Origin of the sequence: Mesorhizobium sp. M1342, from assembly GCF_040317955.1 — a bacterium.
GTDB lineage: Bacteria > Pseudomonadota > Alphaproteobacteria > Rhizobiales > Rhizobiaceae > Mesorhizobium.
The window spans coordinates 19,324-39,459 of sequence record NZ_JAMYLI010000015.1; the positions used below are offsets into that span (position 1 = coordinate 19,324).

Sequence of the window (20,136 nt, forward strand, 5' to 3'; positions counted from 1 at the left end):
CCATTGCGCTGTCCAACAAGATGCGGGTGGCCCATGCTGATAAAGGCAGAGGATTTGTCGGGATCACCTGTACCGAATATGGGCGCTGTGCGCCGGCACCTCGAAAGAGGCATAGCGAAAGGAAGACCGGATAGGTTGCGCGTCCGCGCTGTCGTCAATAGGCTCGCCTCGAGATCACCCAGAACGCGCAGATAAAGGGCGCGTCGAGGTCGATCAGGCTGCAGTGGCAGCCATCCAAGCTCGGAGGTGATCCTGTGCTTCGCTGCGATCCTTCAGTGCAACTGTCACAGTGGCTTCGAGCCGCTGTTCGATCCGCAGGGGAAGGAGCAGCCGATCACGCCGGCCTTGCTACGCCTATGCGCGGTGAGGATTCTTCGAATTAGCCGAGATCGCGAAAAGCGCCCGGGACGGCAAGAAGGGCAAACCGATCTCTCCGATGCCGCTGAAGGCCGTCAGGCCATGCAACGCGACCGCGGCGGCACTCACCGTACGGGTACGATAGAGTTGCTTCGGGAGATTTAGTTACGGTGGCAAAAAATAGGGTCGTCCGCATGGCCGGCATTTGCACTCGCTAAACGTGCCTGGCGACCTCTCTCTCTCTCTCTCTCTCTCTCTCTCTCTCTCTCTCTCTCTCTGTTATGCCGGATGCGACCGACCCCTCGTGTACTGCCCGAGGCCGTTCAGCGCCACCAAACAGGGCCCTACTTCGCGCAGCAGAGCCACGGGATCCGTCAAATTGCGTCGCTTTTTTGCGCTCTGACTTTCAAAAACATCTGTCATTTGCTGCAATCATGCCACCTGCTTAGGCTATGCTTTCCATTCCACTTATGAGAGATGACGGGGTCTGCCTTTATGCGCCTATTTGCGGCTACGCTTGCTACTGAAACTAACAGCTTCTGCCCGATGCCCACTGGAATAGAGGACTTCAAAGCGGGCGCATTTTTCCGGCCGGGCGAGCACCCCAAAGAGGCGCCAGTTTGGTGCACAGATCCACTATGGGTGGCGCGACGGAGGGCGGCTAAAGATGGGTTCACGTTGATCGAGGGCAGCTGTTTCTTCGCAGAGGCTGCTGGCCCAACAAATAAGCGCGACTACGAATTCATGCGTGACGAGATTCTAGACCAACTTAAGACGGCGCTGCCTCTAGATGCCGTACTATTGGGTCTTCATGGTGCTATGGTGGCGTATGGCTACGACGATGTCGAAGGAGACCTTTTGGAGTGTGTGCGAGCCATTGTCGGCCCTAAATGCGTTATCGGCGTGCATCTCGACCCGCATTGTCATCTGACGGTGAAGCGAGTGAAGCTCGCCGACATCGTAATACTGTATAAGGAATATCCCCACACTGATCAGACCGAACGTGCCGAGGAACTACTTGAGTTGGTCCTGAAGACAATTCGGGGCCAAGTGAAGCCGGTGATATCGTTGTATGATTGCCGGCAGTTGCATTGGTATCCCACTGACATGCCCAGGATGCGAGATCTCGTTGACCGTATCAAATTAATGGAAGGCAAAGACGGTGTTCTCTCTATTTCGGTTGGTCATGGATTTCTGCCATCCGATGTACCCGAAGTAGGGACTCGCATGCTTGTCATTACGGATAATCAAAAAGAGAAGGGCGATGTGCTTGCCACGAAATTGGGACTGGAGTTGGTGTCAATGCGCGACCAACCGAAATCCGCATTTCGAAGGTATGAAATCCACGACGGCATTGATCTGGCACTGCAATTCGACGGTGCTCCGGTTGTGGTTGCGGATAGTAACGACAATGCCGGAGGTGGTGCCACTTCGGACAACACAACGGTTCTTAGGTACCTTATTGAGCATCAAATCGAGAACGTCGCATTCGGCCCGCTTTGGGATCCGGTCGCTGTGGGTATCTGCTTCAAGGCAGGTGTAGGTGCCAAGCTTCCCTTGCGCATAGGCGGCAAAATCGGCCCCGTCTCGGGAATGCCAATCGACGCAGATGTAACCGTCATTGGACTTAAACAAGATTGCTGGCAGTTCAGTGGTGCTACGCGAGCAGCGCTCGGTGACTGTGCCGCTGTGCAGATAGGTGGCGTGGAAGTTGTGCTCAACAGCCAGCGGACGCAAGCGCTGGGCCTAGAGCTTTTTAGCAACGTGGGAATTGACCCGCTTTCCAAGAAGATTTTGGTCGTGAAATCGAGCATAGCCTTTTTGATTGACTATGGTCCGATAGCCCGAAAGGTTATCTTTGTTGAGAGCGATGGACTTGTGGGCAGGCACCCCAGCAAGCTTCCATACAAGGCTATAACTCGACCGATTTGGCCTTTGGATGATCAAGCCACGCCCCACCTGCTCTTTTGAGGACCTTTCACATAGCAGCCCTGTTCTCTCGGCAACATCGTCGCTCCGCAACCGTCATTGAACCGTAGGACGGGCGTTTTTGAGCACAGTTGAGAGGTTAAGGGCATTGTCACGAGCAAGGTGAGCGCGCAGCGCATGGGGTTCAGCAGCGGTACTTCATGAGCGCCTGGCTGTATGGCCACGGTTAGGCGATGCGCTCAGTTGAGCATAAGTGAGCTGGACAGTATGGACCGATCCGCGGCCAGCAGAACTTCGCGTCTTCCAGTTGCTTGGCATAAAGACACGCGCCGCTACCGTCCCATTAGACGATCTTGAGCTTTCCGCTATTTTGGTGCGCATTTCGCAAAACCGGGACACTATTTCTCTAGATCGCGGACAGCAATTTCGCTAAGTCGCGACCGCAGGATGAAGGCGGCTTTCGGGTGCCCGGTTGAAGTGATTTGCGATGAATGCCGTTTTCGGCGCCGGTCAAGATGGCGCGGTGCTTTTTTGCTTCTCATGTGCGCCGGTCGGGCCGGCGATGTGCAGCGAAGTCGATGTTCTCAATGCAGGCGTCGACAAAGCGCAGCCTGGCGACGGCATGACGGTTGGTCAGACGCTTGTCGGACGCATGCGGCTTCACGAGCGACCATCAGGCCGAGCCACTCGTCGCGGCTGAGATCGTGGGCTTTGCTCTGGTCGGCCAGGTCCCGGTAAGCGCTGGCCATTTCGCCAAGGCGGAGAGCCTGCGTCCGGTCGGAGGTTGATGTGTCAGCATGGTTGGCTTCCTTTCCTGCATTGGGAATAGAAGTCGCCGCGAATGTTGGTGTGCGATGCCGTGGGCTCGACCGGCTCGGCCGCGGCCGGCACGCAGTCGAGGCCGAATTCGAGGCTGGCATTGACGGAGGATTAGGTGATCGCATTGAATGGTCAGCGCCCGCTGCGCAGGCTGCCTCAAGCCGATCCGGGGCCAGCGAGAGGGGATGCCACGCGGAGCGATATCTCTGCTCGGGATGGCCATCCCGACTGCTCGGCCATGAACCAGCCCGTCTTGCGCTCAATGCCGGAAAGAAGGCGGCCGACGAAATCTGCGCCCGTGTCGCAGCTCATGACGAGGAAAAACCCTGCCCACTCCGCACATTTAGGGCTTTGAGCTCCTGCTCCCAAGCCAAAAACCTGACACGAAGCGACAGACTTGGCTTCCTACAACGATGGGAACCAGAAAATGATCGGCATCTGCAGTACTAGAGCGTGATTTCGTCGAGCGGCCATATGGGCCGGCGGGCATTACGGTATTGCCTTGACGTTTTGGATCCGAGCCCGCCGGCGTCGACCCTGACCACCTCACGAGCGATCGGCTCGAACGCTGCGCGGAAGTGATGATAGGACTTCAGCGCTACGGTCCCACAGTGAAAGAGGTCAATGCCCAGAGAGGTGAGCTGGGCCAGGTCAACCGTTTGTTCCGGCCGCGAGATCACGGCGACTTCGATGCCGCCCACGCGCATCATCATGCAAGGTCCGAAGCTGCGCCATGTGCCTCCGCCAAGAAAGGAAGGCCCATAGCAGCGAAAGCGGCCATCAGTTAGGGAGACAATCTGGGCCTCGACCTCGAGCGGACCCCCACCCATCTCCGGTGCGTGCTTGCCGCCAAGCCTGATGCGGCCCTTGTTGCCGACCCCGATTGTAATACCGGCCTGAACGGCCTCCGGATCGAAGATAGCATGGAAGGCAGCGTTCTGAAGGTCGGCTGCGATCATCGCGCGGAGCAGATCGGTGGCGTCGCCGTAAGCTCCGCCACCGGGATTGTCTCCTATTTCTACGATCACCAAAGGCTTGTCAGCGCCGGCCTCGCCCGTCTTGGCGCGTTCCAGGGCCTCGGCGACACTGATGGTGGTATCGGTGGTGAAGGCGCGTGTCTCCCAAGCGTAGTCCATGAATTCTTCGGCGATGCGCTGGGCCTCGGCGGTATCTCCATCGGCTGTAACGGTGACGCTGGGCCCGACATCGTAAATGTCGCTCGAAGCAAACCCGGCGCAGACGCTGACAACGAGCGCCTTGCCGGAGTCTTCCAACGCATCGCCCCGGTCGATCAACTCGCGCATTGGGCCCACCTGAGTGCGCCCGCCGTCGAGACCGTGCAGCATCGGTCGCTTGGCGATGACGGTGCGGGGATTAATCTTGCCGCTCAACGCGCGGTCAAGCAGCTCGGCCCCTTGCCAGGTCCGTTCATAATAATCAATGTGAGGATAGGTCCGCACGGCAATCAGCGCCGAGGCATTTGTCGCCATCTTCTCCGTGACATTTGCGTGCATATCGAGCGTGACGACGATCGGCGCATCAGGCCCGAGAACGGCACGCAACCTAGCGAGAATCTCGCCCTCCGTGTCCTCATAGCCCACAGCTACCATGGCGCCCATCAAGTTGAGGAGCGCACCCTGGCAGCCCTCTGCGCCGCCAAGGAGCCAGGTGCAGAGCTGTTCAAATGTCTCGTTCGTCACCGTGCCGGAAGGGGTGGCCACAGCGGCGAGCGGATGAGAAAGCGTCCAACCAAACTTCTCCGCCGCCTCGAAGGCGGCGCCCAGCGCAGTGCGCGTACCCCGCCGCGCCGGCGGAATCTCGTCTCCCAGCAGCAGCTCGAAATTTTTGAGCGTGGTTGGCACCTTACTGAAGGTGTTTGTCTCCGTGTCTATCTCGCCAGTGAGTATGCGGTAGCTCATGGGAATTTCTCCGGATGGCACGTGGCCCGGCAGTTGGCGCGGTGCCTCAAAAGGGTTGGTCTTGCAAGCAGCAGGTCGAACACCGCCCTATGGACTGGGCCCAGGTGTCGCAGCCGGTCGGCCGGGGCTAGTACTATCCGGCACCTGAGGTGTCACCACATCCGCTCATTGCGCCAAGCCGGACGGCAGTCGGATCAAGCCAACCCCGTTCTCGATCTCAATGTTGGTGCCAAAGGGCGTCGAGAGCTTCTGTAGGCGCTCCAGAATAGTTATTGCTTGCGGGCCGGGTGCGAGCCGCGGTACACCCCGGTTCGCAAATCTGTTTACGCGGCGGAGCTCGATCGGGTGGAGCCGCAATTCAGCGAGTTGGTTCTGCTCAAAGCGGCTAAGGGCCACCACGCTCTCATAGAAGATCGAATCAGATTGAGACCCTACTAACCCTTCCGCAGTCGGATAGCCTTTTGCCACCTCGTCGACCGTGACTTCTACGTCCGTATCGACCCTCGGATCCTTGCCGTATACCTCGTACATGTCATCGCCTACTGGGGTCCGGAGGTCTTGACAGAAGAAATTACCTAAGCTGTAAAAGATAGGCCGACCTTTGTAGATCTCGATGCCTCGCAGCTGATGAGGCCCATGCACGACGTATGCGTCTGCCCCGGCATCGATAAGCCTTCGGGCAAACGCCTGTTCGCAGTCAGGCGGTTCTTGGCTCCATACCCCGGGCTCGTGCTCATGATTGGTGGCGATGCAGAAGTCGGAGATCTGTTTGCCCCGACGAACGTTGCGCAGGATATCGGCGATGTCACGCGAGTTGGGTTCGAAGCTGTAACTGGCTTTGTTACCAGCTTTGTACGTCACGCCGCCGAGGACTACGCGGCTTGGATCTTTTCCAGCAGGGTTGTAGCCCGGTAGCACTTCGCGCACCTCTCTCAAGCTCTCGAGCATCTCCGGCGCAACAACGATGCTCTTCTCCAAACGAAGGGCGTTGAGCCCTGGTCTACCTGGCGCCTCGCCAGCGGGATCGCACGCACGAGCCATCGGCATGAACGTCGTAGCAAATGACACCAACGCTACTCTTCCGCGCGGAGTCTCCAGGAAGCGCGCGGCTCCAGCTTGTGCGAGGTTTTCACCTGCGCCTGCGTGGATGATGCCGTTTTCATCGAGCGCGCGGCTCGTCTCGCGCATGCCTTCAAGGCCCCAGTCGAGCGTATGGTTATTCGCGCGACTGACCATATTGAAGCCCATGGCCTTTAAGTCAGGTCCTAGCTGCGGGTCGCTGATGCAATACGCTCCGCCATACTCTGCCTGCGGACATCCTTTTGATTGAACATCCAAGATGTTGGTTTCCAGGTTCCCGAAAGTGACATCGGCTCCATGGAAGGTCCTGAGAACATCGCCTAAGCCAGGATAATGGCCCTTCGTCACTGGCCGCGCAAAGAGGAGATCCCCAACTGCTGCCATTGTGAAGCCGTCTTCGACGTTGGTCGCGATCGAACCGACCGTGTCGAAGCCAGCATCCTCTTCGACCGGCTGGTTTCCATTCTCGTATGAATGTCTCTCCATATGATTTCCTATCTGTCTCAGGTGCCCATTTTGCTGCTGTGCTTGCGCTTTCCGATACCTATGTTTGAGCAAGCGAAGAACTGGCCGCCGCAGTTCGCTGCACCGGGATGTCTGTGGCCGGAGCGCGCACATGACAGGCCACGACGCGACCGTCGACCATCGGTACTAGGGGCGGCACTTCGATGCGGCACCGCTCGACGGCGAGCGGGCAACGCGGGTGGAACGCGCACCCATTTGGCGGATTGATGGGGCTTGGCACCTCGCCCTCGACAGGCGCCTCCAACCGAACTCGCGTCGGATCCGGCACAGGGGCGGCCGCGATCAGCGCCTCGGTGTAGGGATGGATCGGTTTCGCGAAGAGCGCTTCGCTCGGGGCGAGCTCCACGATCCGCCCCAGATACATGACGGCAACGCGATGCGCGATATGCTCCACGACGCCAAGGTCATGCGAGATGAAGACGAAGGCGATACCCATCTGCTGCTGGAGATCCAGAAGCAGATTCAGAATCTGTGCCTGCACGGAGACGTCGAGGGCCGACACCGCTTCGTCGGCGATGATGAGCGAGGGGTTGAGCGACAGGGCGCGTGCAATGCCGAGTCGCTGGCGCTGACCGCCCGACAATTCGGACGGAAGCCTGTGCATCATGTCCGGCGACATGCCGACCTTTCGGAGAAGGTCTCCGGCGAGTGCCTGCCGCTGCCTTCGGCTGAGACGCTTGAAATTCTCAACGGGTTCGGTGATAATCTGTTCGGCGGTAAGGCGCGGATTTAGCGATGAGTAAGGATCCTGAAACACCATCTGCATCCGACGGCGCCAAGCGTGAAGCGCGTCCTTCTTGAGGCCGGCAATGTCGGTTCCGTCGATCAGCACGCGCCCACCCGTCGGCTCAACGAGCCGCATCAGGAGCCGCGCCACGGTGGACTTGCCACAGCCGGACTCACCGACGATGCAAAGCGTCTCGCCCGCCGCGACGGAAAAGGATACATCCTCCACCGCCCGGATCACCGGAATGCTTTTCTTGAAGATTCCTGAGCCAAGCGGGTAGTGCTTAGTCAGGTTCTCGACTTTCAGCAGAGGACCGTTCATGCGCCCATCACCTCTTCGGCGCGCCAGCAAGCCGCGGCGTGGCTCGACCCGACATCACGCAGGGCGGGCGTCTTCTCGCGGCAAATGTCGATCGCGAAAGGGCAGCGAGGCGCAAAGCTGCAGCCCACAATGGGCTCGCGCAGGTTTGGCACGATCCCGGGGATCTCTGGAAGTCGGCGCTGTCGGCCGCGCCGTGGATCCGGCACCGATCGCATGAGACCTTGGGTGTAGGGATGCGCTGGACGCGCAAACAGATCCATCACGCTCGCTTGTTCTACGATTCGGCCGGCATACATGACAATCACGCGTTGGCATGTCTCGGCCACGACGCCCAGGTCATGCGTGATCAACATCACGGCCGTTCCCGTGCGCTCTTTCAGATCGACGATGAGCCGCAGGATCTGCGCTTGGATAGTAACGTCGAGCGCAGTCGTTGGCTCGTCGGCGATCAATAGCTCTGGTGAGCAGGCGAGAGCCATGGCGATCATTGCGCGCTGGCGCATCCCACCTGACATTTCGTGGGGATAGTTGTTCACGCGACGCCCGGGGTCCGCGATGCGGACGAGACGGAGCATCTCTTCGGCCTTTGCCATGGCAACGGACCGCGAAGTCTTAGTGTGGATCTGAACCGCCTCGGCGATCTGGTGGCCGACCGTATAGACGGGGTTCAGGCTCGTCATCGGCTCCTGGAAGATCATCGCGATCTGGTCGCCGCGGATCTTTCGCATCTCCCGATCCGACAGCTCAAGCAGGTCGCGTCCGTGAAAGCGGACCTCACCGCCGACAGTCCTGGCGGAAAGCTTCGGTAGCAGGCGAAGGATCGAGAGGGCGGTGACGCTCTTTCCGCATCCGGATTCACCGACAACGCCAAGCGTTTCGCCTTTCTTCACGTGGAAGCTGATACCGCCCAGGGCGCGGGTGACGCTTTCTTCGCCGTAAAAGTGCGTCTCAAGGTCTAAAACGTCGAGAAGCACGTCGTTGCCTGCGTTTTGATGCATCTGCATGTTAACGCCCCCGCTTCGCGCGAGGATCGAACAGGTCGCGTAGGCCATCCCCAAGCAGGTTAACGGCAAGGACAGTGACGGCAAGGCAGATACCGGGAGCGAAGATCGTCAAAGGGGCAACAGAGAGATATAGGCGCGAACTTGCGATCATGTTGCCCCAGCTGGGAATCTCGGGCGGCACGCCTACGCCGAGGAAGCTCAGCCCCGCCTCAGTCAGGATCGCATCTGCGCAGACATTGGCGCTCTGCACCATGAGAGCCGGTATCGTACTCGGGAGGATATGCCGCCACAGCACCTTCGGCAGGCGCGCACCGCCGCAGAGCGCGGCCTCCACATAAGGACGCTCCCGAACAGTCAAAACCACCGAACGAACCAGTCGCGTGACGCTCGGCATCTGGGGGATCGTGATGGCGACGATGAGGATACCGACCCCGGGGCCCGTCAGAGAAATAAGCGCGATGGCTAGAAGAATGGTCGGGATCGACATAAGGCCGTCCATGACCCGCATGACAATGTTATCGAAGCTGCGATTGTAGCCGGCGATGACACCGATCAGAACGCCTCCCAAAGCCGCGCCCGCCGCCGACGCTAATCCGACTATGAGGGATATCCGGGCGCCGAACACCGTCCGTGCAAATACGTCACGGCCCAGATTATCGCTTCCGAACCACATGTCAGCTGACGGCGGTTGAAGGCGCTTGAAAGGGTCCATGTTCACCGGATCGCCGGCGTAAAGTGGCGCAGCGAGCGCTAGAACAATCAACAGAGCTAAGAGGCCGCCGCCTGTTACGACGAGCGGGTGCCGCCTAGCCAGACGGGGAAGATCGGAAAGCTGCAGCCGACCCATCGGCACGGCTTCAATTGGTGCGGAGAGGAGCGTCATAATCAGTACCGGATCCGGGGGTCGACAAGGGTGTAGGAAAGATCGACCGCAAGATTGATAATGACATACAGACCCGAAACCAGGATCAGCACACCTTGAATGATGGGATAATCGCGGTTGTTGATCGCATCGACCACCAAACGACCGACACCGGGTATGTTAAAAACCGTTTCCGTGATGACGACACCGCCGATCAGACCTGCGAAACTTAGGCCGATCACGGTGAGGATTGGGACGCCGGCATTCTTCAAAGCATGATGGAAAAGCATGGCATAGGACGAGGCGCCCTTGGCGGCGGCTGTTCGCATGTAGTCTTCCGACAGAACCTCGAGCATGCTCGCCCGCGCGATCCGAGCGATGAAAGCAATGTAAGGAATGCTCAAAGTAACGGTCGGCAGGATCAGGTGCATAAGCCATGGCTCGACGCCATGGGCTATAGGCTGATATCCCTGCACCGGTAGCCAATGAGTTCTGATGGCGAGCAAGTATATGAGAAAGAAGCCGACGACAAACACCGGCACAGAAAAACCAAGTGTCGCAAATACCGTTAGGACGCGATCAACGAGACCGCCCGCTCGCCATGCCGCAATGATGCCAAAGGAGACTCCTATGATGATTGAAAGGGTCATCGTCCAGATCGACAGGGAAACGGTAGGTTCCAGCCGCTGCGAGATCAGCTCAAAAACTGGCCTCCCCGTGAAAATTGAGGTCCCGAGATCGCCGCCGAGTATGCCGAGCGCCCAATGGACGAACTGAACGGGAAGCGGCTGATTGAGTCCCAGCTGTTCGCGAATACCGGCGATCATCTCTGGCGTGGCCCTAGGGCCAGCCATGATGGCCGCCGGATCGCCGGGCGCGAGCCTGAGAAGCAGGAAGACGAAGATGCCGACCATCGCCATGACGGCGACGGTCGAGACCATTCGGCGCAGTATATAAGCAGCCATCGCGCCCTTAGACCTTCTGCATGATGAGGTCGCGTCGAGAGATTTTCAAGTTTCGCTCCCCTTTTTGTGTTCGCGGCGCGGTCCATCGGCACCTATTAGTTTGGCCCACGTCACGCGAGGCTTCTGATCGCAAAGCGGCGGCAGAGGTCTCGCTCTCCCACGAATGACTTTGTCAGCAGATACCATTTTCGAAACGATAGCACCTACCGAGGTAGGTTTGAGCCAAAATGGGTCAATTGCTGAAATGTGAACTCCAAAACGCGGCCGGTCTGAAACGTTTCAGCCTGATCGAGCGCGCACACGGCGACCGGGCGCACTCGCATGAGCCGTTTCCACAAGCGCGCGCTGGTTGACGCTGATCGGGCCGAACTCTTACCCACCCCAGGTCGGCGCAAGCGACGCGGGTGTTGTGGCGATCATTGGCATCTGCCTCTTTGTCAGATGGTGAGCCAGGACACGGCGGGCAGACTTGCGCCCGGTAGCGGCGAGTTCTCATCTGAGCAGCCAGTAAACCGTCGCGCAAGTTACGCTTCCGCGGAGGGCTGCGACCATTCGCGATGTCAGGGTGTCTGGCTGCGGCTTTTCGCGAATGCCGCGTTGGCGTTGGCGATCTTCCGATCCGGGTTTGGGTCTGGTCTTCAGCTGGATACTCGGATCGAATGGGCGACCATGCCACCGTGTTAGCTCGGGTTGATGCTCGTATATTGGATCGGCGATGGTGCGATGGCCTCGGTCGCGGCCGTGTGCGGCCAGTCGCCATCGAAGTCGTAGGTATAAGCCGGTTCCGGAATGCCATCTAGGCGGCCGTGCCGTTCGACGACTATCACCTCTCGTGTTCCGTCCCGCCGGAAAAGGCTACGCCATCCCCTGTCCAGCTGATAGATGGGTAACAGTTTGAACCGGATACATAGGTAACAGTTTTCCCCCTTATGATGGGTTCGTCGCAGCGCCAAGCGGTCGGGTTGGCGCGGCGCTGCGGCGAACCAGTTTCATGTGCTTGTGGTCGATGAAGCCGAGCGGATGGGCATAGAAGCGCACCGCCCGTTGGCCGTTCTCAGTCTCTTCGATGGCAATCGGCTCGCCTGCCAGCGTGGCCGAGACGTAGATCTCTGCGCCCTGCCATTTGACGGCGCCGTTCTGGCGCACGCTGCGCACCGCCGCCTCGTCCGGATAGTCCGGCTCGGGGATCGTCTTGGGCATGGGACGGGTCGAGGGACGGTAATGCTGCGCCGGGGTGCCCATGCGAAGTGCCTCGTGCGGGCGCTCCTCATTGTAGCTGCGCCGGAAGGCCTCGAAGGCCTGAGCTTGAGCCGCCCTGTCGGCCTTCGGTGCCTTGGCCATCGGCAGCATGGTCAGGTGGAAGCGCTCATGGCGCCCGTTCTGCTGCGGCTTGCCCGGCTGGATGCGCTCAAGAGCGATGCCAAGCTTGATGAAGCGCGCCGTAGCCTCCACGACAAAATTTATTCCGCGGAGACCACGCGGCCCGGTAATGCTCGTCGATCGCGGCACGTCGTACAAGGGCGGTGAGGGGCGCCGTTTCGGGGGTTCGACGCGCATCCGGCAGAAGTTCAGCAAGACGCCGCTTGTGACCTTGCATCCCGAAACCTGCGCGGCTCTCTATAAATCGGCGATATTCATCGCACTCTCTCCGTTGCAGTCAGGCAACTTTGCGTACGTCGACCGGCAAGTCACCCGAAATGATCACCGCAAGCATCTCGGCAGTTGCAGCCGACAAGGTCCAGCCTAAATGACCATGGCCCGTATTGTAGAACACACCGCGTGCCCGGCCTCTGCCGACCCGTGGCATCATGTCGGGCATCATCGGCCTCAAGCCCGCCCACGGCACTACGTGGGTGGTATTTATCCTCGGAAAATGCATACGCGTCCATTCCACCAAAGGCTTAATGCGGTCGTCCCGAATGTCGCGGTTTGGGCCGTTGAACTCAGCGGTTCCGGCGACTCGCAATCTAGACAAACCTAATCGGCTCGTAACGATCTTGGCGCGGTCGTCAAGCAGACTGACCCAGGGTGCCGCTTCTTGTGACGCGGGCTCATCGAGCTCGACCGTGATGGAGTAACCTTTGACCGGATAGATGTTGAGCCGATCGCCCAAACTCGCGGCAAAGTCGCGGCTACTACAACCGGCACAGATGACGATCGCGTCTGCGCATATCTCATGTTGCGTGGAATGTCGATCTTCAGCACCACTTGCATAGAAAACTCGAAAACTTTGTTGACGTTCGATACGCCGCACATCTGCATCGTAGCAGAAGCGGGCCCCGCGCCTCTCGCATGCCCAAGCGAGACCGCCAGTATACTTGTGAATGTCGCCGGTTGAGTCCGACGGTGTGTAGAACCCACCATGTGGAGTACTATGGAGAGTGGGCTCGATCGATTGGATCTCTTCCACTGTAACGGACCGTCGGTCCAATCCACCTTTAACTAACAACTCGTTTACAATTCGCGCACGACTCAAATCTTTCTTGTCCCAATATAGATGAAGAATGCCGCGACGAACATGATCAAAATCAATTCCTTCTCGCTCAGCTATCTCAAAAATATGCTTCCGCGCCATAATCGCGAGCTGGGTAGTCTTTATAGTATTTTCGCGATAGTTGGCGATGTTCACCACGAATTCCACCAGCCAGCTGTACTTGTGCCAACTGGGCGCAGGGTTCATTAGAAGTGGAGCGTCGCGCTTGATCATCCACTTTATCCCATTAAGAATCGTCGCCCATCGGTTCCAGACTTCAGCGTTGCTTGCCGAGAGCTGTCCGCCATTGGCAAATGACGTTTCCATCGCAGGATATCGATGGCGATCTAATACTGTCACATCATAACCACGCTCCAAAAGGGCATACGCAGTCGACACACCTGTGATCCCGGCGCCGATGATAACAATCTTGGGCATTTGTTCTCCAGACAGATAGCAGATATTGGGGTGCAGGTTCCGCGGGAGATCACCTAGACGACCGAGGCGGACAAGCACTGCCTCATTCGGGCAGGCATCAAGGTGCCACTAGAGTTGGACAGTAGATGGACGAGAATAACCAACCTTCCGTTGCACAGATCGGCCAGGACTTAGCGGCAAGGACTCATCATGACTTCCTCGCAGGGATCGACCAAGGCTTTCCGTTATGTTGGATGTCGGATGACTCCCAATTCCCTGCCTACCTCAGTGAAGGCCTTAACGGCACGGTCAACATCCGTACTGGAATGTGCGGCAGACATCTGCGTGCGGATGCGCGCCTGCCCCTTTGGCACGACGGGGAAGGAGAAACCGACTACATAGATGCCGAGCTGGAGCATCTTCTCGGCCATCTGCTGCGCGAGGCTCGCGTCGCCCAATATCAAAGGGATGATTGGGTGGTTCGCGCCAGCCAGTATGAAGCCTGCCTTCGACATCTTCGAGCGGAAGCGGTCGGCATTGGCAAAGAGCTTTTCGCGTAGCTCATCGCCTTGTTCTAACAGATCGAACACCTTCAGCGACGCCCCTGCAATGGCAGGCATCAGCGTATTGGAGAACAGATACGGCCGCGAGCGCTGGCGAAGCCAGTCGATGACCTCGCGCTTGCCTGCCGTGTAACCCCCCGAGGCGCCGCCGAGCGCCTTGCCGAGCGTGCCGGTTATGATGTCCACCCTGCCCTCGACGCCGCAATGCTCCACAGAGCCGCGCCCATGCCTGCCGACGAAGCCGACCGCATGACTGTCGTCGACCATGACCATGGCGCCATATTGTTCCGCCAGGTCGCAAACCCCACCGAGATTGGCAATGATGCCGTCCATGGAAAATACGCCATCGGTCGCGATCAATTTGAAGCGGCTACCCTCGGCCTTCTTCAGTTCTTCTTCCAGCGCTTCCATGTCATTGTTGGCATAGCGGAAGCGCCTGGCCTTTGAAAGCCGTACGCCGTCAATGATCGAGGCGTGGTTCAGCGCATCGGAAATAATGGCGTCTTCCTCGCCGAGCAGCGTCTCGAATAAACCAGCGTTGGCGTCGAAACAGGATGAGTAAAGGATCGCATCTTCCATCTTTAGGAATGAGGAGATGCGCGTCTCGAGTTGCGTGTGCACTTCTTGCGTGCCGCAGATAAAGCGGACCGACGCCATACCGTATCCATAGCGATCGAGCGCGCCCTTAGCCGCCTTTCTTAGACATTTATTGTCAGCGAGACCGAGATAGTTGTTGGCGCAGAAATTCAGGACCTTGTTGCCATCTGCGAGTTCGATCTCGGATGACTGCGTCGACGCGATGACGCGCTCGGATTTGTAGAGTCCCGCGGATTTCAAGCCAGCCAGTTCCGCAGCCAAATAGGGAATCAATTCGTTGATCATCGGCAACTCCGCAGGAATGGCATAGAGTACGTCCAACACAAGGCCACGATATCAGTGCGGTTTGGACGCTAATCATCGAGTGGTAACGGCTGTCGATTCGCTCAACCCGCGCGCCAGAACACAAACGGTAGCGTAGCAGCTCCGAACTCGTCATATTCCACAGGGATTGTGACGCCGACCAACCGGCATCACTAATTCGCGGATGCACTTCCACGGAGCGTGGCCCGATCTCGGCGACGCAGAAATTTGCCGCACCATCGCGGCTTGCGATCGTCTTCCGACTGCAGGTCTTTCGGTAGCAGGAGACGTGGGTCTGCATCGAGCGGCTTCCAGAGCTAGGACGGCGCCCCGACGAAGCGAGGCTGCTGGATTATCGGGAGTGTGCATGACCACCGCTCATCGTCAGGGTCACGAAGCTGCTCGCAAAGTGCTGTCGCCTGGCTCATTTCCGATCACGGGTAGATGACAGCAGTCGACCATGCCGGATCATCGTGCTTTCGCCAGTAGAGATCCATCAGCCGGCGAGTGACGTATCCGACCTGCCCATTAGAGATCGCGGCGTCGTCGATGCGCGTCACGGGCATAATGCCGCCGGCAGTCGAGGTGATGAACACCTCGTCAGCCCCTTTGACCTCAGCACGGCTAATATCAGCAGCCGTGGCCGACAATCCAATCTCGGCGCAAAGCTCGAACACAGTCCGGCGTGTAATGCCCGGCAATACCCCAAAAGCGGGCGTCTTCAAGGATCCGTCCTTTACAAGGAACACATTGAAGCCGGGCCCTTCCGCGATGTGCCCGTTTGTATCCAGGAGCAGCGCTGTCTCCGCCCCGCTGTCGTAGGCATCGAACAGGCCCTTCACGAGATCGAGCCAATGATAATTCTTGATCGAGGGATCGACGGAATTAGGCGGGATACGGACGGTCTCGCTGATCGCGACATGCAAGCCTCTTTCCAACTGCTCCTTGTTGGCGACCGATCCAAACGGAACAGCAAACGCGATAAAGCGGTTCTCCGCCTGGCGGGGATCGCGGCTGAATGTCGGCGACGAACCGCGCGTGCAGATCATCTCCACGTACGCCGATCTGTGCCCCGACAAAGCGACACAATTTCTCAGGATCGACCCTATTTTTTCCCGATCATAGGGCAGCTTCATTCGCAATCGTTCCACGCCCCCCAAGAAGCGGTCAAGATGCAAGTCCAGCCGGAAGAAACTACCGTTCCAGACGTGCACCGTGTCGTAAGTGGCATCCGAGTGCAGGAACCCCCAATCGAGCACGGAGATTTTGGCCTCGGACATCGGCAGGTATTGCCCGTCCATGAAAGCGGCTCCGTGCGGATAACGCCTTTCATCTACGTAATGCTCGTCCACACAAGGAAGGACGGGCAAGATTTGTGTAATCGGGGTCGCCATTTTTTTGTTTCCTTACAACGAGACGGTTGCCTTGCCTGCGTCAAACGGTCGGGCAACTCACACCGTGGTCGCGCAGGAGCGACTGCACCTACTAATCGCACAGTTGCTTAGGCGAAAAAGCTCAATATGATGTTAGACCAGCAATGCCGGTTTCAAAACGCGGCCCGGAGTGATGACTTCAGGGCAGCCTGTCGAGTCTACACCGTTACCCGCGGCTCGAACTTGACACGATCGAGCGAGATCATGCTCTGAAATTTTCGGACATTGGCGTTAGTATAGAGCTTTGTCTTGACGAAGACGTCAAAGCCCTCGACGTCCTCAACGGCCACGATCAACACAAAGTCCGCGTCACCAGTAACCATGTAGCACTGTGTAACCTCCTTGGCCGCGCGCATGGCGCGCTTGAAATCGTCGACGAGGTCAAGACGCTCACGGTCCAACTCAACTGTGACAACGACGGTGAGCGATTTGCCTACAGCTTTCGGATCTACCAGCGAGATGTCCGCAATGATCACGCCATCAGCACGCAGTTTGTTCACCCGACGCATGCATGAGGCTGCCGAGGAACCGACCAACTCCGCCAGTTCAGCAAACGACAGCCGGTTGTTCTTTTGTAGAGCCGCAAGAATCCTTCGATCTAGGTCATCCATGGAACAACGCCCGTGATTGGAGCCTTATCAATCGCCCAAATTGGCACTACATTAATTGCATTTTCGTTTAAAAAATGAAACACTCCGATCAATCTTGACGCGAGAGCAAGAATCAGCCGCTTCAAGATCTGTCCAGAGAGTCCTTATGTGGATCGAGACAAAGCCCCGAGAATTCAAATCGGGTCGCGACAGCCCAAAACAAAAAGCCGGTCGAAGCTGGTGCGACCGAACGGACGCAGGTCGCCCAGATTTTCGTGGCCGAAAGCACGGAGGGCAACGCGCGGCGCTGGTGAGGTGCAACTCCGTACTCACCGTCCGGTCGACTATCCAATCCTCCCGTCCTGTGACATCCGGTCGGACGGCTGCACCGGCAGCCTCTCAAGCCTGCGAAGAAGAAGTTCAAGAGCTACCCGATCGGCTACTTCCACATCGGCGTTGCCGAGGTGCGGGCCGAGCAGGGCAAGCTCTATATGTTCGTCGCTATCGACCGCACCTCGAAGTTCGCTTTCGTCGAGTTGCACGAGAAGGCCCCCACCGCCGTATCGAGAGACTTTCTGCTGCGGTTGATCGGGGCCTTGCCCGACTGAATTCCACACCGTGCTTACCGACAACGTCCTAAGCGCGGAAGGAAATGGAGCCTGCAATCAAGGTCTCTCTGTTCGTCAGCATGCTCTTGCTGCGTGACGTTGGTCAAGTCATCGAACCAGGAGGCTTCCACCAGCAACGGATAAGGTCTCGTCCATAGCAATACAGGGTACGCACGAAGGCGGCCCTCACCGTCCTCAACACGAGCTTCTGATCCAGGCGGACGACCCGAACATTATCAACAGGGTCATCGAAGCGATGCCCTCACGGCCCTAATACGAAACATTTGATTTTCTGATTCACTTCGCCAGGTTATGGAGGGAGCCATGTCTGTCTTCGTGGTCGGGGTCTTTGTTGGCTTGGGAGCAGGAGCTCACAGCGCTGAAGGCGCGGGTTGGGCGGGCGCTTCCTCGTCGTGAACTGCGGGAGACGGGCGCAGACTTCTTTCCGGCATTGAGCGCAAGACAGGCTGGCTGATGGCTGAGCAATCCGGAGCGGAGCGGCCATATCGGATGCAGTCGCTGTTGGGGCGCAGCCACTGGGACGCGGATCGGCTCCGAGATGAGGTTCGCCATGATGTAGTGGAGGTGTTGGGCGATGAGGATGGCGTCCTGATCGTCGACGAGACGGGATTTGTGAAGAAGGGCGATCGTCCCGCCGGAGTCGCGCGTCAGTACTCGGGAACGGCGGGGCGGATCGAGAACAGCCAGATCGGCGTGTTCTGGCTTACGCGAGTCGCTACGGCCAAGCGCTGGTCGATCGTCGCCTTTACCTGCCGGAGAGCTGGACAAAGGATCGGGCGGGATGTGCCAAGGCGTCGATCCCGGAGACGGTCGAATTTGCGACCAAGCCAAAGATGGCGCGCGCCATGGTCGAGGCGGCGCTCGATGCCGGCGTCCCGTCTCTTCGACGGCTCTGTCGAATACACCAAGCGGGCCTCCCCAACCTGCCTCGTGCATCTGGAGCGCAACCGCTACAGCGTTCCGGCGTCCTTTGCCAATCGGCCCGTGAGCCTTCGGGTCTATCCGGATCGTGTCGTTGTCGCTGCGGAGGGGCTGATTGTCTGTGAGCATCGTCGCATCATCGATCGCTGGCATGATCGACCAGGGCAGACGATCTATGACTGGCGGCACTATCTGGCTGTCGTTCAGCGCAAGCCAGGCGCCCTACGCAACGGAGCACCGTTTGCCGAACTTCCCGATGCATTCAGGTCGTTGCAGCAGCATTTGCTCAAGAAGCCGGGCGGCGATCGCGAGATGGTCGAGGTCCTGGCACTTGTCCTGCAACACGACGAGCAGGCCGTGCTCCTGGCCGTGGAGATGGCGTTGGAAGCCGGTGTTCCAACCAAGACCCATGTGCTCAACCTTCTCCATCGGCTCGTCGACAGCAAATCGCTCACGCCCCCAACCATCAGCGCCCCCCAGGCTTTGACGCTCACCAATGAGCCGAAAGCAAATGTCGAACGCTACGATGCCTTGAGGAAGGCCCTGGAGGTGCGCCATGCGTCATAACCCTGCCAGCGGCGCAATCGTCATCATGATCCGGAGCCTGAAGATGCACGGCATGGCGCAAGCTGTGGGCGAACTCACCGAACAGGGAGCGCCAGCGTTCGAAGCCGCCATTCCGATCCTGTCGCAACTGCTTAAGGCCGAGACGGCGGAACGTGAGGTCAGGTCGACAGCCTATCAGCTCAAGATCGCACGCTTTCCAGCCTATCGCGATCTCAACGGCTTTGATTTTGCCAGCAGCGAGATCAACGAGGCACTCGTGCTGCAGCTTCATCGCTGCGAATTCTCGATGAGGCCCACAACATTGTGCTCGTCGGCGGCCCCGGCACAGGCAAAACCCATATTGCGACCACCCTCGGCGTGCGGGCCATCGAGCATCATCACAAGCGGGTTCGGTTCTTCTCGACGGTCGAGCTGGTCAATGCGCTCGAACAGGAGAAGGCTCAGGGGAGATCCGGCCAGATCGCCAATCGCCTCGTGCATTCCGATCTCGTCGTCCTGGACGAACTTGGCTATCTGCCGTTCAGTGCATCAGGTGGAGCATTGCTCTTCCACCTGTTGAGCAAACTCTACGAACGCACCAGCGTCATCATCACCACAAACCTCAGCTTCAGCGAGTGGGCCAGTGTCTTCGGCGACGCCAAGATGACGACCGCGCTTCTCGACAGGCTAACCCACCATTGCCACATCCTCGAAACCGGAAACGACAGCTTCCGCTTCAAAAACAGCTCTGCCCACGAACCCAAAAAAGCGAAGGAGAAGGCCAGAACCTTGACCGTTCCCACAGAACCGAAACATACATGAAAGGCGGGTCAAACCGGGTCAGTTCTCAGTGAAAATCAACATATTCACATTATAGAGAAACTTTGACTGGCAATGGCCGCCTCGACCGGTGCTCGCCTGCAGCGAAAAGCTGCGCGCACCGCTGTCTCGGCTGTCGCCGCTCCTTCATTCCTTAGGTGCTATGGCATCCAGTTCACCACGCCCGGGGGCCGGTGGCTCGGTGGTGCCGCTAGAGCGGCTGCGACATCACCGGCGACATCGGCTTGAGGAGTGAGCACCACTGCCAGAACATCTGAAGGGGCGATTCCGTCGCGAGCTCGACCGACTCGACCTGGTGTGCCCAGGTTAAAGTGTC

At 58.5% G+C, this 20,136-nt stretch carries 11 protein-coding genes and 6 pseudogenes; 6 read left to right on the forward strand and 11 right to left on the reverse strand.

Going from position 1 to position 20,136, the window contains the following annotated elements; genetic code table 11:
* Nucleotides 1-225: 225 nt before the first annotated feature.
* Nucleotides 226-457: pseudogene (locus tag NKH06_RS17030) on the forward strand (IS66 family transposase); the annotation flags it as partial.
* 395 nt (nt 458-852) lie between these two features.
* Entirely contained in the window at nt 853-2,328 is a 1,476-nt protein-coding gene (locus NKH06_RS17035) for a M81 family metallopeptidase (RefSeq protein ID WP_352893476.1), read from the forward strand.
* Nucleotides 2,329-3,551: 1,223 nt separating this feature from the next.
* Here the strand turns inward: NKH06_RS17035 and NKH06_RS17040 are convergent.
* From NKH06_RS17040 to NKH06_RS17090, 11 genes and pseudogenes are all read right to left on the reverse strand, one after another.
* The gene (locus NKH06_RS17040; protein ID WP_352893478.1) at nt 3,552-5,024 is read right to left on the reverse strand and encodes a M81 family metallopeptidase; all 1,473 of its coding nucleotides are present in this window, start codon (nt 5,022-5,024) and stop codon (nt 3,552-3,554) included.
* Between the two features lie 165 nt (nt 5,025-5,189).
* Entirely contained in the window at nt 5,190-6,590 is a 1,401-nt protein-coding gene (locus NKH06_RS17045) for a CapA family protein (protein WP_352893480.1), read from the reverse strand.
* A gap of 58 nt (nt 6,591-6,648) precedes the next feature.
* Complete coding sequence (locus tag NKH06_RS17050; RefSeq protein ID WP_352893482.1) at nt 6,649-7,677, reverse strand: ABC transporter ATP-binding protein; 1,029 nt, start codon at nt 7,675-7,677, stop codon at nt 6,649-6,651.
* Nucleotides 7,674-8,681: an ABC transporter ATP-binding protein gene (locus tag NKH06_RS17055; protein WP_352893484.1), complete on the reverse strand. Its 1,008-nt coding sequence runs from the start codon at nt 8,679-8,681 to the stop codon at nt 7,674-7,676. Before NKH06_RS17055 ends, NKH06_RS17050 begins: the two co-directional genes overlap by 4 nt.
* Nucleotide 8,682: 1 nt before the next feature.
* On the reverse strand, nt 8,683-9,564 hold the full coding sequence (locus tag NKH06_RS17060; protein WP_352893486.1) for an ABC transporter permease: 882 nt from the start codon (nt 9,562-9,564) through the stop codon (nt 8,683-8,685).
* A 2-nt stretch (nt 9,565-9,566) separates the two neighbouring features.
* A complete protein-coding gene (locus tag NKH06_RS17065) occupies nt 9,567-10,508 on the reverse strand; it encodes an ABC transporter permease (protein WP_352893487.1) in 942 nt (313 codons plus the stop codon).
* Nucleotides 10,509-11,435: 927 nt separating this feature from the next.
* Nucleotides 11,436-11,948, reverse strand: a pseudogene (locus NKH06_RS17070) (integrase core domain-containing protein); the annotation flags it as partial.
* A 217-nt stretch (nt 11,949-12,165) separates the two neighbouring features.
* Nucleotides 12,166-13,419 carry a D-amino acid dehydrogenase gene (locus NKH06_RS17075; RefSeq protein ID WP_352893489.1) on the reverse strand — a complete coding sequence of 418 codons (1,254 nt, stop codon included), beginning with the start codon at nt 13,417-13,419 and terminating at the stop codon, nt 12,166-12,168.
* 224 nt (nt 13,420-13,643) lie between these two features.
* Nucleotides 13,644-14,843, reverse strand: a complete 1,200-nt coding sequence (locus NKH06_RS17080; RefSeq protein ID WP_352893491.1) for a glycine C-acetyltransferase — start codon at nt 14,841-14,843, stop codon at nt 13,644-13,646.
* A gap of 452 nt (nt 14,844-15,295) precedes the next feature.
* Nucleotides 15,296-16,255: an aminotransferase class IV gene (locus NKH06_RS17085; RefSeq protein ID WP_352893493.1), complete on the reverse strand. Its 960-nt coding sequence runs from the start codon at nt 16,253-16,255 to the stop codon at nt 15,296-15,298.
* 197 nt (nt 16,256-16,452) lie between these two features.
* Complete coding sequence (locus NKH06_RS17090) at nt 16,453-16,905, reverse strand: Lrp/AsnC family transcriptional regulator (protein ID WP_352893495.1); 453 nt, start codon at nt 16,903-16,905, stop codon at nt 16,453-16,455.
* Between the two features lie 377 nt (nt 16,906-17,282).
* On the opposite strand from NKH06_RS17090, the pseudogene NKH06_RS17095 reads away from it, so the two are divergent.
* The 4 pseudogenes from NKH06_RS17095 to istB all read left to right on the forward strand — a co-directional run.
* Nucleotides 17,283-17,517, forward strand: a pseudogene (locus NKH06_RS17095) (IS481 family transposase); the annotation flags it as partial.
* A 354-nt stretch (nt 17,518-17,871) separates the two neighbouring features.
* Nucleotides 17,872-18,391: pseudogene (locus NKH06_RS17100) on the forward strand (IS701 family transposase); the annotation flags it as partial.
* Nucleotides 18,378-19,001, forward strand: a pseudogene (locus NKH06_RS17105) (Mu transposase domain-containing protein); the annotation flags it as partial. The pseudogenes NKH06_RS17100 and NKH06_RS17105, both read left to right, overlap by 14 nt.
* A gap of 52 nt (nt 19,002-19,053) precedes the next feature.
* A pseudogene (istB, locus tag NKH06_RS17110) lies at nt 19,054-19,802 on the forward strand (IS21-like element helper ATPase IstB).
* The last annotated feature ends 334 nt before the right edge of the window (nt 19,803-20,136 follow it).